General features: G+C 53.0%; 1 protein-coding gene. It reads left to right on the forward strand.

Translation table 11 applies throughout. The features are described from left to right. Positions 1–1,137: IS1634 family transposase (locus BLP80_RS14970; RefSeq protein WP_143002340.1), on the forward strand; the 1,137-nt coding region annotated here is incomplete at both ends.

Consider the following 1,137-nt stretch of genomic DNA (forward strand, 5'->3'; position numbering starts at 1 on the left):
GTTCAGAAGCTGCCACCCACCGCTGGCTGGGAAGCCAGAGTGCGCTGGGTGAATTACTGGATGTAGACTATGAAAGGATGCATCTGATGACACTTTATCGTGCATCGGATGCCTTGATGAAGCACCAGGCGGTGATCGAGCATGTTTTATACGATCGGGTGCATGATCTGTTTGGGCTGGAAACCACAGTCACATTGTATGATCTGACCAACACCTACTTTGAAGGGGTGGCAGCTGCCAATCCAAAAGCCAAACATGGCCGCTCAAAAGAAAAGCGTAATGATTGCCCATTGGTGACGCTAGGGCTGGTGCTCGATGGCAGCGGGTTCGTGCGACGCTCGGAGACATTCGCAGGCAATGCGGCAGAGGGTCAGACGCTGGCACACATGCTTGGCAACCTGGGTGCGCCTGCGGGTGCGCTGGTGGTGATGGATGCAGGCATCGCAACTGACGCCAACCTGATTTGGCTGCGCGAGCAGGGTTACCGCTATCTGGTGGTGAGCCGTGAGCGGGCACGGCAATTCGAGCTGGAAGCAGCCATACCCATTGAGACGGCGACAGGCAGTGCAGTCCATATCCAGCGCGTTGAGGATAGCAATCGTCAGGAAGTCCGCCTTTATTGCTACTCTGAACAGCGTGAACAAAAAGAGCAAAGCATCAATCAGCGTTTCTGCGAACGCTTTGAAGCAAGCCTGCAAAGTATTGCTGAGGGCTTGAGTAAACCCCGTACTGAGAAGCGTATCGATAAGCTGAATGAACGTATCGGCCGGCTTAAAGAGCGCAGTCGCGGGATCAGTCAGCATTATGTAATCGAGTTGATCGCAGATGAAGCCGGCAAACAGGCAATTGCATTGCGTTGGTCAAAACAACCCCATGCCCACTCCCGTATGACTCACCCCGGTGTTTATTGCTTACGCACCAATGAAACCAGCTGGGATAGTGAACGTTTGTGGCGCACTTATATCATGCTCACTGATCTGGAAGCCGTGTTTCGTAGTCTCAAATCAGAACTTGGTTTACGTCCCGTCTACCATCACAAGGAACACCGGGTTGACGGCCATCTCTTCATCACGGTCTTAGCTTACCAGTTGGTGCAAATCATTCGTCGGCAATTGCAGGCACAAGGCATCAAGGCGC

The organism is Nitrosomonas sp. Nm132 (genome assembly GCF_900100485.1).
GTDB lineage: Bacteria > Pseudomonadota > Gammaproteobacteria > Burkholderiales > Nitrosomonadaceae > Nitrosomonas.